General features: G+C 68.3%; 12 protein-coding genes. 10 read left to right on the top strand and 2 right to left on the bottom strand.

Annotation, left to right across the window (positions count from 1 at the left end):
• Positions 1 to 165: 165 nt before the first annotated feature.
• Both CKCBHOJB_RS03960 and tilS read left to right on the top strand, forming a co-directional pair.
• Positions 166 to 1131, top strand: a complete 966-nt coding sequence (locus CKCBHOJB_RS03960; protein WP_281050737.1) for an acetyl-CoA carboxylase carboxyltransferase subunit alpha — start codon at positions 166 to 168, stop codon at positions 1129 to 1131.
• 55 nt (positions 1132 to 1186) lie between these two features.
• Positions 1187 to 2557, top strand: coding sequence for a tRNA lysidine(34) synthetase TilS (tilS, locus tag CKCBHOJB_RS03965; protein WP_281050738.1), 1371 nt, complete (start codon positions 1187 to 1189; stop codon positions 2555 to 2557).
• An 18-nt stretch (positions 2558 to 2575) separates the two neighbouring features.
• Here tilS and CKCBHOJB_RS03970 read toward each other — a convergent pair whose 3' ends face one another.
• Positions 2576 to 3181 (bottom strand): response regulator, encoded by a 606-nt coding sequence (locus CKCBHOJB_RS03970; RefSeq protein ID WP_281050739.1) that lies wholly within the window; start codon positions 3179 to 3181, stop codon positions 2576 to 2578.
• A complete protein-coding gene (locus CKCBHOJB_RS03975; RefSeq protein ID WP_281050740.1) occupies positions 3178 to 5172 on the bottom strand; it encodes a PAS domain S-box protein in 1995 nt (664 codons plus the stop codon). The genes CKCBHOJB_RS03970 and CKCBHOJB_RS03975 overlap by 4 nt, the downstream gene beginning before the upstream one ends.
• Positions 5173 to 5378: 206 nt before the next feature.
• Here CKCBHOJB_RS03975 and CKCBHOJB_RS03980 point away from each other — a divergent pair, with 206 nt between their 5' ends.
• The 8 genes from CKCBHOJB_RS03980 (at position 5379) to ispG (ending at position 13373) form a co-directional block, all read left to right on the top strand.
• Positions 5379 to 6383: a TRAP transporter substrate-binding protein gene (locus CKCBHOJB_RS03980; RefSeq protein ID WP_281050741.1), complete on the top strand. Its 1005-nt coding sequence runs from the start codon at positions 5379 to 5381 to the stop codon at positions 6381 to 6383.
• Between the two features lie 76 nt (positions 6384 to 6459).
• Positions 6460 to 7155, top strand: coding sequence for a TRAP transporter small permease (locus tag CKCBHOJB_RS03985; protein ID WP_281050742.1), 696 nt, complete (start codon positions 6460 to 6462; stop codon positions 7153 to 7155).
• Between the two features lie 13 nt (positions 7156 to 7168).
• On the top strand, positions 7169 to 8455 hold the full coding sequence (locus CKCBHOJB_RS03990) for a TRAP transporter large permease subunit (protein WP_281050743.1): 1287 nt from the start codon (positions 7169 to 7171) through the stop codon (positions 8453 to 8455).
• Positions 8456 to 8623: 168 nt separating this feature from the next.
• Positions 8624 to 9049, top strand: a complete 426-nt coding sequence (ndk, locus tag CKCBHOJB_RS03995; RefSeq protein WP_281050744.1) for a nucleoside-diphosphate kinase — start codon at positions 8624 to 8626, stop codon at positions 9047 to 9049.
• Between the two features lie 136 nt (positions 9050 to 9185).
• Entirely contained in the window at positions 9186 to 10334 is a 1149-nt protein-coding gene (gene rlmN / locus CKCBHOJB_RS04000) for a 23S rRNA (adenine(2503)-C(2))-methyltransferase RlmN (protein ID WP_281050745.1), read from the top strand.
• The gene (pilW, locus tag CKCBHOJB_RS04005; RefSeq protein ID WP_281050746.1) at positions 10331 to 11134 is read left to right on the top strand and encodes a type IV pilus biogenesis/stability protein PilW; all 804 of its coding nucleotides are present in this window, start codon (positions 10331 to 10333) and stop codon (positions 11132 to 11134) included. Before rlmN ends, pilW begins: the two co-directional genes overlap by 4 nt.
• On the top strand, positions 11131 to 12102 hold the full coding sequence (locus CKCBHOJB_RS04010; protein WP_281050747.1) for a RodZ domain-containing protein: 972 nt from the start codon (positions 11131 to 11133) through the stop codon (positions 12100 to 12102). The genes pilW and CKCBHOJB_RS04010 overlap by 4 nt, the downstream gene beginning before the upstream one ends.
• Before the next feature lie 11 nt (positions 12103 to 12113).
• On the top strand, positions 12114 to 13373 hold the full coding sequence (gene ispG, locus CKCBHOJB_RS04015; RefSeq protein WP_281050748.1) for a flavodoxin-dependent (E)-4-hydroxy-3-methylbut-2-enyl-diphosphate synthase: 1260 nt from the start codon (positions 12114 to 12116) through the stop codon (positions 13371 to 13373).

A 13373-nucleotide genomic window follows, 5' to 3' on the forward strand; every position in this document is an offset into this window, starting at 1 on the left:
CGGGCGCCCCGCGCCGGCGGGGCTGCACGTGATGCCGGGGTGGTCGCCGCAAGGCGCCACCCCGGCGTCGTTCGCGAGGCCGCTTTTGCGGCGCAGCACCCGGGGCACGCGCCGCGCGGCGGCTGGCGTTACAATGGCGCACATTTTTGACTTGGACAGGCCGGGATGAAAACCACCTTTCTTGATTTCGAAACGGCGATCTCCGAACTCGAGGAGAAGATCGACCAGCTCCGCTTCGTGCAGGACGACCCGGCGGTCGACATCTCCGACGAGATCAAGCGGCTCGAGGCCAAGAGCCAGTCGCTGACCAAGGACCTCTACGCCAAGCTCAGCCCGTGGCAGATCGCCCAGGTCGCGCGCCATCCGCAGCGCCCGTACACGCTCGACTACGCGAGCCTGATCTTCACCGACTTCCAGGAACTGCACGGCGACCGCAGCTACGCCGACGACAAGGCGATCGTCGGCGGCCTGGCGCGCTTCAACGGCCAGGCCTGCGTGGTCATCGGCCACCAGAAGGGGCGCGACACCAAGGAGAAGATCGCGCGCAACTTCGGCATGCCGCGCCCCGAGGGCTATCGCAAGGCGATGCGGCTGATGAAGCTGGCCGAGAAGTTCGCGCTGCCGGTATTCACCTTCGTCGACACCCCGGGCGCCTATCCGGGCATCGGTGCCGAGGAGCGCGGCCAGTCGGAGGCGATCGGCCACAGCATCTACCTGATGGCCGAACTCAGGACGCCGATCATCAGCACCATCATCGGCGAGGGCGGCTCCGGCGGTGCGCTGGCGATCGCGGTCGCCGACCAGGTGCTGATGCTGCAGTACTCCACCTACTCGGTGATCTCGCCCGAGGGCTGCGCCTCCATCCTGTGGAAGAGCGCGGAGAAGGCCGCCGACGCCGCCGAGACCATGGGCATCACCGCGGCACGCCTGAAATCGCTGAACCTTGTCGATCGCGTGGTCGATGAGCCGATCGGCGGCGCGCACCGCGACCATCGCGCGATGGCGGCATCGTTGAAGCGTGCGCTCGCCGACGCGCTGCGCGAGCTCGAGGTGCTGACCCCGTCCGAGCTCGTCGCCCAGCGCTACGAGAAGCTGATGAGCTACGGACGCTTCAAGGAAAAGGCGGCCTGATCCCGGGCTGCCGGAGCCGCCTCCTGCCGTCCGCATGCGCCGGAGCGCACGGTGGATGAGCGCCCCTGACGAGTTCCTCGAGCGCATCGCCGCGGTACTGGCATCGGCCGGTGTCAGTGCCGGTACGCGCATATGCTGCGCGCTGTCGGGCGGCGTGGACTCGGTCGTGCTGTTCGAGGTCTTGCGCCGTCTGCAGCCGCGCGTCGGCTATGGCCTGTCGGCCGCGCACGTCCACCATGGCCTCAGTCCCAATGCGGACGCCTGGGCCGCGGCCTGCACCGGGCGCGGCGCGCGGGCCGGCGTGCCGGTACAGGTGTTCCGGGTCGAGATCGAGCGAAACCATCCCGACGGCATCGAGGCGGCCGCCCGCGCGGCGCGCCATGCGGCGCTCGACACGGTGGCCTGCGACTGGCTGGCCTTCGGCCATCATCAGGACGACCAGGCCGAAACCCTGCTGTTCCGTCTGCTGCGCGGCGGCGGCGTGCGCGGTGCGGCGGCGATGCGCGTGCTGAGTCCGCCCGTGCGCGGCCGGCCCGGACGCCTGCGACCCCTGCTCGCACTGCGCCGCGCGGAGATCGAGGACTGGGCCCGACGGCAGGGCCTGGACTGGGTCGAGGACGAGAGCAACGCCGCGCTCCATCACACCCGCAATGCACTCCGTCATCGGCTGCTGCCGGTGGCCGAGACGCTCTTTCCCGCCGCCGTGCCGACGCTGGCCCGCGCCGCAGCGCATTTCGCCGAGGCCGACGATCTGCTCGGAGAGCTGGCTGCGCTCGACGCCCGTGCCTGCGGCGGGCTGCCGCTGTCACGCCAGGCCTTTCTCGCCCTCGGCGGTGGGCGCCAGGCCAACCTGCTGCGCTGGCTGCTGCAGCGCGCCGGCGCGCAGGCGCCGTCCTCGCGACGGCTGGCCGAGGCGCTGCGCCAGCTCGGTGCGCTGCCGGCCGCGCGCGCACTCGACGTCTCCCTCGGGGCGTGGGCGCTGCGCGCGTATCGGGACCGGGTTTGGCTGGAGCCGAGCGCGGAGCCGGTGGTCGAGGCGCTGGTCTGGGACGACGAGCCTGCGCTGCCATGGGCGGGCGGCTATGTGCGCTTCGAGGCCGCGTGCGGCGAGGGCCTGAGTGCGGCGCGCCTGGCGGCGGCGAAGCTCCGCGCGCTGGCGCCGCGCACGTCCGGCATGAGCCTGCGCCTGTCGCCGCAGCGTCCGCGCCGCGAATTGCGCAAGCTGTGCCAGGAGGCCGGCATCCCGGCATGGCTGCGTGCACGCCTGCCGGTACTGTGGGTGGATGGCGAGCCGGCCTGGGTCGGCGGTATCGGCATCGAGGCGGCCTTTGCCGCAGCGCCTGGTGAGCCGGGGGTGCTGCCGCGGTGGTCGGTCGGCGAGCCCGGTGCGGGCGGCGAGGAGCCCGCCGCCTGGCCTGCCGCCTGAGCGGCGCGCGGGCGGGAATCAGGTGCGCAGCACGGTCAGCAGCTGCGCCAGTTCGACCGCCGAGCGCACCTCCATCTTGTCGAAGATGCGCGAGCGGTGCGCTTCCACGGTGCGCATCGAGATCGACAGTTCGTCGGCGATCACCTTGTTGTACTTGCCCTCGAGGATCAGTTCCATGACCTCGCGCTCGCGCTGGGTCAGGGTGGCCAGGCGCGATTCGATGGTCTCGCGGCTGGCGGCGACCTGCTGGCGGTCGCGGTCGGTGGCGAGCGCCTTCTCCACCAGATCGACCAGGTCGTGGTCGTTGAAGGGCTTCTCGATGAAGTGGAAGGCGCCCTTCTTCAGTGCCGACACCGCCATCGGCACGTCGCCGTGGCCGGTGATGAAGATCACCGGCAGCTGGCAGCCGCGGGCGAGCAGGGTGTCGAAGCATTCCAGCCCGCTCATGCCCTGCATGCGGATGTCGAGCACGATGCAGCCGCGCCAGTGCGGCTGCCACGCGTCGAGGAAACTCTCGCCCGACGACCAGGTGCGGCAGCTCACGCCGCGGGTCTTGAACAGCCACTCGAGCGCGTCGCGGATGGCTTCGTCATCGTCGATGATGTGGGTGCAGGCGGCATTCATGCGGATTCGGCGTCCAGGGGCAGCGACAGGGTGAAGATGGTACCGCCGCCGGGCCTGAGTTCGAAAGCGAGCCGGCCATGGTGGAGTTCGGCGATCGAGCGGCAGATGTTGAGGCCCATGCCCATGCCCTCGGCCTTGGTGGTGAAGAAGGGCTCGAACAGGCGGGCGGCGATCTCGGCCGGGATGCCGTGGCCGCGGTCGGCCACCGACACGGTGGCGAAGCGCCCGTTGAGCGCGGAGTGCACCTCGACGACGCGCGTCGCCGGCGGCAGGTCGCGCATCGCATCCATCGCGTTGCGCACCAGGTTCACCACGATCTGCTCGATCATCACCGCATCGGCCTCGACCGCCGGCATCGGGCCGAACAGCTCGACGCGCAGCTGGACCTGGCGCTTGCGCGCATCGGCCTCGATCAGCCCGATGGCGTCGCGGATCACCGCGTTGAGCTCGAGCGGCTCGCGCTTGGGCTCGGAGCGGCGGACGAAGTCATGCACGCGACGGATGATCTCGCCAGCGCGCCTGGCCTGGCGGGCGATCCGTTCGTGGATGTCGAGCAGTTCGCCGCGGTCGAGCGGCTGGTCGCCCTGCAGGCGGTTGATGCAGCCGGAGGTGTAGCTGGCGATCGCGGCCAGCGGCTGGTTCAGTTCGTGGGCCAGCGTGGATGCCATCTCGCCCATGGTGATCAGGCGCGAGCTTTGCTGCAGGCGTTCCTCCTGCTGCCGGGCCTGCTCGCGGGCGCGTTTCTGCTCGGTGATGTCGAGCACCGAGCCCATCCAGCCGGCATGCTGGCCACGGGCGTCGATCAGCGGCGCCTCGAACACGAGGGCGTCGAGCACCTCGCCGTTCTTGCGCCGCAGGCGCACCTCGGTGCCTTCGACGGCGCTGCCGCCGGCCATGATCCGGTGATGGACCTCGAAGGTCTGCTCGAGATGCTCGGGATCCCAGTATGGCATCGGCGGCTTGCGGCCGACGAGCTCGTCCGCGCTGAAGCCGGTCATGCGGCAGAACGCGGAGTTGACGTAGGTGAGCCGCCCCTCGCGGTCGCGCGCGCGCATGCCGGTCAGCATCGAATCCTCCATCGCCTTGCGGAACGCCGACTCGGCGCGCAGGGCGATCTCGGCCTGCTGGCGGCGGGCGAGCTGGCGGCGCAGCTGCATCACGCTCCACAGGATGATGCCGGCCAGCAGCACGATCGACGCGGCGAGCAGCACCGGGATCCAGCGCGTGTCGGACTTGTAGGCGGTGATCTGCAGCGTCAGCCCGTGGCCGGGCGGATCGAAGGGCATGGTGTAGGCGAGCCTGGACGACACCGGCGCGACCTTGGACTTGGCGGCGATCTCGCGCCCGTCGGCGTCGAGCACCGCCACGCGGTAGCGCTCGGAGAACCACCACGGCAGCTCGCGCACGACGAGGTCGGTCAGCGAATACACGCCGACGATCACGCCCGGCGGCGCGTCCTCGGACCAGATCGGCACATGCACCTGGAAGTGGTGGGTGTTGTCCATGCCGGGGTAGGCGGGGCCATACACCGGGCGGCCGATGTTGCGCGCGAGCTGGAAAGTCGTTTCCTCGTGCATGCGGGCGGGGCTCTCCGCGGCAGGCGTGGTGGCTTCCTGGCGCGGCGGCATGGCGCCGAGCAGCCGGCCTTCCGCCGACAGCCACAGGATCTGGACGAGTCCGCGCTCCTGGTTCAGCAGGCTGGACAGGCGGGCCTCGGTTTCGGGCGGCAGCGGCCGGTCGATGAAGAGCTCGCGGCCGATCTCCTGCAGGTGGATCTCGTTGCGGTCGAGGTGGAACCGCAGGTTCTGCTCCATCCACAGCACGTCGTTGAGCAGCGTGGTGCGCTGCTCGTCGGCGTCGTACTCGCGGGTCAGCCACACCAGGGCGGCGATGGCGGCGAGGAACAGCGCCAGGCTCAGGTAGGGCAGGTGCTGGATCCAGCGCTTGCGGCCCGGCGGCGGCATGGAGGGCGGTGCTTCGGTCGGGCTCATGGTTCGGCTTGCCGCTCGGGGGCGCGACGGAGGCTCATGCGCTTGCGGTTGTCACGGATGCGGACATCCACAATAGCAGTCCCTTTTGGGCGAAACGATACTGATGGTCGACACAGCGAAACTTATCGCAGTGCGAGTGCGTTGCCCGGCCGGTTCCGGGTGGGCCAAAACTACCTTGATGCGGTTCTCTAGGAGGAGATGTTTTCATGAAGATTCGTGCGCTTCTGGTCGGTCTGGTTGCCGTCGGTCTGTCTGCCGCTGCTGCTGCAGCGGATCCCATCGTGATCAAGTTCAGCCACGTCGTGGCCCAGGACACGCCCAAGGGCAAGGCTGCGGAGAAGTTCAAGGAGCTCGCCGAGAAATACACCAGCGGCGCCGTCAAGGTCGAGGTTTACGCCAACAGCACCCTCTACAAGGATAAGGAAGAGATGGAAGCGCTGCAGCTCGGCGCCGTCCAGCTCCTCGCCCCCTCGCTGGCCAAGTTCGGTCCGCTCGGCGTGCGCGAGTTCGAGGTCTTCGATCTGCCCTACATCTTCGATGGCTACGAGGCGCTGAACAAGGTCACCCAGGGCGCGGTGGGCCAGCAGCTGCTCGCCAAGCTCGAGCCCAAGGGCATCAAGGGCCTGGCCTTCTGGGACAACGGCTTCAAGTCCTTCTCCGCCAACACCCCGATCCGCGCGCCCGAGGACCTGAAGGGCAAGAAGATGCGCATCCAGTCGTCCAAGGTGCTCGAGGAGCAGATGCGCGAGGTCAAGTCGCTGCCGCAGGTGATGGCCTTCTCCGAGGTCTATCAGGCGCTGCAGACCGGCGTCGTGGATGGCACCGAGAACCCGCACTCCAACCTCTACACCCAGAAGATGCACGAAGTGCAGAAGCACATGACGCTGACCGACCACGGTTACCTGGGCTATGCGGTGATCACCAACAAGAAGTTCTGGGAAGGCCTGCCGGCCGAGGTCCGCACGCAGCTCGACAAGGCGATCGCCGAGTCGACCGTCTACGCCAACCAGATCGCCAAGGAAGAGAACGACAAGTCGCTGGAAGCGGTGCGTGCCTCGGGCAAGACGGAGATCTACACCCCGACCGCCGAGGAGAAGGCTGCGTTCAAGAAGGCCTTCATGCCGGTGCACAAGAAGATGGAGTCGCGCATCGGCAAGGACCTGATCCAGTCGATCTACAAGGAAACCGGCTTCGATCCGGCCAGGCTGTAATCCAACCCGCTTCACACCCAACAGCGCCCGTCAGGCCACGCAGACCCGACGGGCGTTTTTTCGGGGGAAAACAATCATGAACAAGCTTCTCGACCGCCTCGAGGAGTTCATCATCGCCGCGCTGATGGCCGTGGCGACCGTGGTGATCTTCGTCTCGGTGGTGCATCGCTACCTGTCCGGCTACGAGATTCCCGGCCTGCAGGACTGGCTGCTCGACATGAACTTCGGCTGGGCCCAGGAATTCTGCATCATCCTCTTCGTGTGGATGGCCAAGTTCGGCGCCGCCTATGGCGTGCGCACCGGCATCCACGTCGGTGTCGACATCCTGATCAACAAGCTCTCCGGCAGCACGCGCTCGGCGATGATCCAGCTCGGCCTGGTGTGCGGCGTGATCTTCACCGGCCTGATCGGCATCTTCGGCGCGCTCTTCGTGTGGGAGAACGGCATGGCCTACGAGACGCTGAGCCTGTTCGGCCGCGATACCGGCGATTTCTTCGAGGGCCCGACCACGCCCGACCTGGAGTGGCCGACCTGGATCGTCTATTCCGCGGTGCCGCTGGGCTCCTTCCTGATGTGCTACCGCTTCCTGCAGGTCATGGTCAGCTTCTCGCGCACCGGCGAGCTGCCCACCCACGACCACGGCCACGTCGAAGGCCTGGACGATGATCAGGACGAGAACGTGCTGCTCGAGGGCGAGGCGTTCTCGATCGCCGAAGACGTCGAGCACGCCCGTCGCGAGGCCGCGGCCAAGCGCCCGGGCTCCGGAAAGTGAGGAAGACGACATCATGACCAATACGATTGCAATCTTCGGCCTGCTCGTCGTCCTCATGGCGATCGGCATGCCGGTGGGCGTGGCGCTCGGCCTCACCGTGCTGAGCTTCATGTTCATCTTCACCGACGTGCCGCTGGAATCGGTGGCGCTCAAGATGTTCACCGGCATCGAGAAGTTCGAGATCATGGCGATCCCGTTCTTCATCCTCGCCGGCAACTTCCTGACCCACGGCGGGGTGGCGCGGCGGATGATCAACTTCGCCACCTCGATGGTCGGCCACATGCGCGGCGGCCTCGGCATGTCGGCGGTGCTGGCGTGCGCGCTGTTCGCGGCGGTGTCGGGCTCCAGCCCGGCGACCGTGGTGGCGATCGGCTCGATCCTGATCCCGGCGATGATCAAGCAGGGCTACCCGCTGCGCTTCGGTGCCGGCACGGTGGCCTCGGCCGGCGGCCTCGGCATCCTGATCCCGCCTTCGATCGTCATGGTGATGTACTCGGTGACGACCAACACCTCGGTGGGCGCGCTGTTCATGGCGGGCGTGATCCCCGGCCTGCTGCTGGCCTTCATGCTCGGCCTGTGCACCTGGTACGTGGCGCACAAGAACAACTACCCGACGCTGCCGCGCTCGACCTGGGGCGAACGCATCAGGCACTTCCGCAAGGCCTTCTGGGGGCTGATGCTGATCGTGGTGGTGATGGGCGGCATCTACTCGGGCATGTTCACCCCGACCGAGGCAGCGGCGATGAGCGCGGTGTACGCCTTCTTCATCGCGGTCTTCGTGTACAAGGACCTGACCCTCAAGCAGATCCCGCGCGTGCTGCTGGACTCGGCGAACATGAGCGCGATGCTGCTGTTCATCATCGCCAGCGCGGTGCTGTTCTCCTTCATCCTGACCAGCGAGCAGATCCCGCAACGCATGGCCGACGCGATCGTGGCCAGCGGCATGGGGCCGATCGGCTTCCTGATCGTGGTGAACCTGCTGCTGCTGGTGGCCGGCGCGCTGATGGAGCCGTCCTCGATCATCCTGATCCTCGCCCCGATCCTGTTCCCGGTGGCGGTGGCGCTGGGCATCGACCCGATCCACTTCGGCGTGATGATCGTGGTGAACATGGAGATCGGCATGATCACGCCGCCGGTGGGTCTGAACCTGTTCGTCGCCAGCGGCATCACCAAGGCGGGCCTGACCGAGATGAGCAAGGCGGTCATGCCCTGGCTGTGGACCATGCTCGCCTTCCTGATGATCATCACCTACATCCCGAGCATCTCGACCTTCCTGCCCAAGGCGATGGGCATCATGTAAGGCCCGCGCCGGCCCGCCGGCGCAAGAAGCCCCGGCCGTGTGCCGGGGCTTTTTCGTGCACCGGTGGTCCGGCCGCCGGACCCCGGCCGACGGCCGCACGCGTGCCTGTCACACGAAACCTGCTAGAATTTCGCGCTTTTTTTCCAAACACAGTCCCGGAGTTTTTCCATGGCAATCGAACGCACCCTGTCCATCATCAAGCCCGACGCCGTCGCCAAGAACGTGATCGGCCAGATCTACGCCCGCTTCGAAGCCGCCGGCCTGAAGATCATCGCCGCCAAGATGGCTCACCTGTCCGAGCGCGAAGCCGGCGAGTTCTACGCCGTGCACAAGGAGCGTCCCTTCTTCAAGGATCTGGTGTCCTTCATGACCTCCGGCCCGGTGATGATCCAGTGCCTGGAAGGCGAGAACGCCATCGCCAAGAACCGCGAGCTGATGGGCGCCACCGACCCGAAGAAGGCCGACAAGGGCACCATCCGCGCCGACTTCGCCGAGTCGATCGACGCCAACGCGGTGCACGGCTCCGACGCCCCCGAGACCGCTGCCGTGGAAGTGGCTTTCTTCTTCCCGGGCATGAACGTTTACTCGCGCTGAGCGGTCCGTTCCAGCGGCCCGTCGCGCACGCTTCGCGGTGCCTCCCGCACCGCGCGCGGCGTGGTCGGGCCGTTTGCATTACGGTCGATCCGTTTCCATCCAGCGGATCCCGCTTCAGATGAGTGAAGTTTCAGGCATGAGCACATCCGATCAGGTCAATCTGCTCGACTTCGATGTCGACGGCCTCGTCACCTGGTTCGCCGGGCTGGGCGAGAAGCCCTTCCGCGCCCGCCAGGTGATGCGCTGGATGCATCACGAGGGCTGCGCCGACTTCGACGCCATGACCGACGTCGCCAAGTCCCTGCGCGCCAAGCTCAAGGACATCGCGGTGATCCGCCCGCCGGTGCCGGTGCGCGATTCGATCTCGGCCGACGGCACGCGCAAGTGGCTGCTCGACGTGGGCAACGCCAACGCGGTCGAAACCGTGTTCATCCCTGAAACCCACCGTGGCACGCTGTGCGTGTCCTCGCAGGCCGGCTGCGCGCTCGACTGCGCGTTCTGCTCCACCGGCAAGCAGGGCTTCAACCGCAACCTGACGGCGGCCGAGATCATCGGCCAGCTGTGGCTGGCGAACAAGCTGCTCGGCGCCGCGCGAGTCGACCCGAATGAGCAGGCCGCCGATCTCGAGGCCGGCGAGAAGGACAACGGCCGCATCATCAGCAACGTGGTGATGATGGGCATGGGCGAGCCGCTGGCCAACTTCGACAACGTCGTCACCGCGCTGCGCCTGATGCTCGACGACCACGCCTACGGCCTGTCGCGCCGCCGCGTCACGGTGTCGACCTCGGGCATCGTGCCGGCGATGGACCGCCTGCGCGAGGAGTGTCCGGTGGCGCTCGCCGTGTCGCTGCATGCCTCCAACGACACCCTGCGCGACCGCCTGGTGCCGATCAACCAGAAATATCCGCTGCGCGAGCTGATGGCCGCCTGCCAGCGCTATCTCGAGCGTGCGCCGCGCGATTTCGTCACCTTCGAGTACGTGATGCTCGACGGCGTCAATGACAGCGAGGCCCATGCACGCGAGCTGGTCGCGCTGGTGCGCGACACGCCGTGCAAGTTCAACCTGATCCCGTTCAATCCCTTCCCGAATTCGGGTTTCCTGCGCTCGCCCGCGGAACGCATCCGGCGTTTTGCCGGTATCCTGATCGACGCCGGCATCGTCACCACCACGCGCAAGACGCGCGGCGACGACGTCGACGCGGCCTGCGGCCAGCTCGCGGGCCAGGTCCAGGACAAGACCCGGCGCACGGTGCATCTGCGCAGGATCACGGAGGAACGCTCATGAGTTTGAAACCGACGCTGCTCGCATGCGCGCTGGCGGCCGTGCTGGCCGGCTGCGCGACCAACCCGGCGAGCACCGCGGGGGAGGGGGCCACCGTCAGCCGCCCGATGTCGGACATCACGCCGGCGACGCCGGCCGATTCCCGCGCCCGTGTTCACGTCGACCTCGGCATGGCCTACTTCGAGATCGGCCGCTACGACGTGGCGCTCGACGAAGCGAAGATCGCCCTCAACGACAGCCCCGACTATCCGCCGGCCTACCACCTGCTCGGCCTGGCCTACATGCTGATCGAGGAGAATGGCGCCGCGCGCGAGAACTTCGAGCGCGCGCTGCGCGGGGCGCCGGGCGATCCCGACTTCAACAACAGCTATGGCTGGTTCCTGTGCACCCAGGGCGAGGAGCAGCAGGGGCTGGAGAAGCTCGCGCTCGCCGCCCGCAACCCCTATTACCGTCATCCGGGGCGTCCGCTGACCAATGCCGGCCTGTGTCACCAGCGCCTCAAGGACGATGCCGCGGCCGAGGTCCAGTTCCTGCGCGCGGTGCAGGCCGATCCGGCCAATGGCCAGGCGCTGTATCGGCTCGCGGACATCGCCTACCGCAGCGGGCGCTACGACCAGGCCCGCAGCCATCTGGTCCGTCTGCACCAGCAGCTCGAACCGAGCGCCGCGTCGGTCTGGCTCGGACTGCGGACCGAACGCCGTCTGGGCAACCACGATGCCGAAGCGAGCTACGCGTCGCAGCTGCGCTCGCGGTTCGCCGAATCGGAGGAACTCAAATTGTTCAATGAAGGGAAGTACGAGTGAGCAGCACGTCGTCCGAGAATCTTGCTGCCGTGACCGAGGCGACGTCCTCGCCGGGCGTGCGACTGCGCCGCGCCCGCGAGGCGCGCGGCGAGTCGGTGCATGAAGTCGCCTTCGCCCTCAAGCTGAGCCCGCGCCAGGTCGAGGCGCTCGAGCGTGACGACTTCGGCGCGCTGCCGGGGATGGCCTTCGTGCGCGGCTTCATGCGCAACTACGCCCGCTACCTCGGGCTCGATGCGGCACCGCTGCTCGACGCGGTGCAGCGCATGGCCGGTCCGGGCTCGCCCGACCTGTCGCCGATCCGCAATGCGGACGGCGACCTGCCGGTCGGCGGCAGGCGGCGCAGCGGGAGTTTCCCGGCGGGTGTCGTCGTGCTGATCCTGCTGGCGATGCTGGCGACGGGCTGGTATTTCGACTGGTTCCGCACCGAGAGCGCCCCGTCGGCCGAGACCGTGGTCGAGCCGGCGCCCAGCTTCGCGCCGGCGCCGAGCCAGCCGATCGTGCCCCCACAATCTTCCGTGCAGCCGGCGCTCGTCGCCGAGCCGGCCACGGTGAGCACGCCGGCCCAGGTCGAGGCGCCGGCCTCCGCTCCTGCCGCCGAAGCGCCGCAGTTCGCCGCCGCGGTCCCGGGCGCCGAGCCGGTGCAGGCCGGCGCCCAGGCCCTTGTGCCGGGCGCCGTTGCCGAGGCGCCCGCGACCGCAGCGCCCGAGACTGCCCCCGCCGCCGTCGCCAGCGGCGGACAGCTGAGCTTCCGCTTCGGTGCCGACTCGTGGATCGAGGTTCGCGACGCCTCCGGCACCATCCTGCACTCCGGCACCAACCGCGCCGGCAGCACCCGCAGCGTGCAGGGCACGGCACCGTTCACGCTGGTGGTCGGCAACGCCGCCAGCGTCACCCTCGAACACGACGGCAAGCCGGTCGACCTCGCTGCCCACATCCGCGGCTCCGTTGCCCGCCTGACGCTTCGCTGATGACCGAACCCATGACCCTCCGACAGGATTCCTCCCCGATCGACGCCTGCCCGCTCGCCCGCCACCGCACCCGCGAGGTCCGCGTCGGCAAGGTACGGATCGGCGGCGACGCCCCGGTCGTCGTGCAGTCGATGACCAACACCGACACCGCCGACGTGCTCGGCACCGCGATGCAGGTCGCCGAACTGGCGCGCGCCGGCTCCGAGATCGTGCGCATCACGGTGAACAACGAGGCTGCGGCGGCCGCGGTGCCGAAGATCCGCGACCGTCTGCTGGCGCTGAACATGGACGTGCCGCTGGTCGGCGACTTCCACTACAACGGCCACAAGCTGCTGACCGATTTCCCGGCCTGCGCGGAGGCGCTCGCCAAGTTCCGCATCAATCCGGGCAACGTCGGCGCCGGCGCCAAGCGCGACCCGCAGTTCGCGGCGATCGTCGAGCTCGCCTGCCGCCACGACAAGCCGGTGCGCATCGGCGTCAATTGGGGCAGTCTCGACCAGTCGGTGCTCGCGCGCATCATGGACGAGAACGCGAAGCGCGCCGAACCCCGCGACGCCGGCGCGGTGATGCGCGAGGCGCTGGTGGTGTCCGCGCTCGAATCCGCGGCCAAGGCCGAGGAATACGGCCTCGACCGCGACCGCATCATCCTCTCGGCGAAGGTCTCCAGCGTGCAGGACCTGATCGCGGTGTACCGCGATCTCGCGCGCCGCAGCGACTATGCGCTGCACCTGGGCCTCACCGAGGCCGGCATGGGCAGCAAGGGCATCGTCGCCTCCACCGCGGCGCTGTCGGTGCTGCTGCAGGAAGGCATCGGCGACACCATCCGCATCTCGCTGACCCCCGAGCCCGGCGGCAGCCGCACGCAGGAAGTGGTGGTGGCGCAGGAGATCCTGCAGACCATGGGCCTGCGCGCCTTCACCCCGATGGTCACCGCCTGCCCGGGCTGCGGACGCACCACCAGCACCTTCTTCCAGGAACTCGCCTCCGGCATCCAGGACTATGTACGGGCGCAGATGCCGGTGTGGCGCGAGCAATACGACGGCGTCGAGAACATGACGCTCGCGGTGATGGGCTGCGTGGTCAACGGCCCGGGCGAGAGCAAGCACGCCAGCATCGGCATCTCGCTGCCCGGCACCGGCGAGACCCCGGCCGCGCCGGTGTATGTCGATGGCGAGAAGGTCGTCACCCTGCGCGGCGACAACATCGCAGCCGAATTCAAGGCCATCGTCGACAACTACGTCGCCACCAAGTACGTGAAGAAGGGCGCCTGA

This window comes from Thauera sp. GDN1, from assembly GCF_029223545.1.
Classification (GTDB): Bacteria; Pseudomonadota; Gammaproteobacteria; order Burkholderiales; family Rhodocyclaceae; genus Thauera.